Below are 522 nucleotides of genomic sequence, written 5' to 3'. Positions count from 1 at the left end.
GTTCTGATGCCTGCGCACGGTTCAGCTCCGCACGCTGATGGGTCAGCAGGCGGTCATTGCTAAACGCCGCCGCTGCATGACGCAGAACCTCGGCGACAAAGCTAGACTTACCTCGAGTGTAGGCCTTGGCGTCGGTCGGATACGCCTGCGCAAGGCGTTGCTTGAGAGCGGCATAGCGGCTCGCTAGGTCTGGATCGCCGGACAACTCGTCGCGAAATACAATCATGTCCTGTCCCCAAGAGTTGCCGTTGGGAACTAGGTGAAGGTGAAAGGGCGTGACGGGATCGGGTTTCACAAGAAAAATGCGCGGTGGGTTATCGCAACTCTCCTCCTCGACATAGCCCGCTGTGTTCAGCGTTGCGGCGACTTGTTGTGCTTCTGACCAGTCGAGAAGGGAGACCAGGAGGTCGATACACGGCTTGCCCATAAGACCGCGGATCGCCGTAGATCCTACATGATCAATAAATGCCCGCGCCGGTGCAATGACAGAGCGGGCATTTATTGATCATGTAGGATCTACGG

1 protein-coding gene is annotated in these 522 nt (G+C 57.3%); it reads right to left on the bottom strand.

Going from position 1 to position 522, the window contains the following annotated elements; all coding sequences use genetic code 11:
- Positions 1-427: GrpB family protein (locus EOA29_RS39565; RefSeq protein ID WP_145970162.1), on the bottom strand; the 427-nt coding region annotated here is incomplete at its 3' end.
- Positions 428-522 lie beyond the last annotated feature (95 nt).

This window comes from Mesorhizobium sp. M1E.F.Ca.ET.063.01.1.1 (assembly GCF_003998155.1).
In the GTDB taxonomy this organism is placed as follows: domain Bacteria; phylum Pseudomonadota; class Alphaproteobacteria; order Rhizobiales; family Rhizobiaceae; genus Mesorhizobium.
This window is presented reverse-complemented; position numbering and strand designations above follow the sequence as displayed.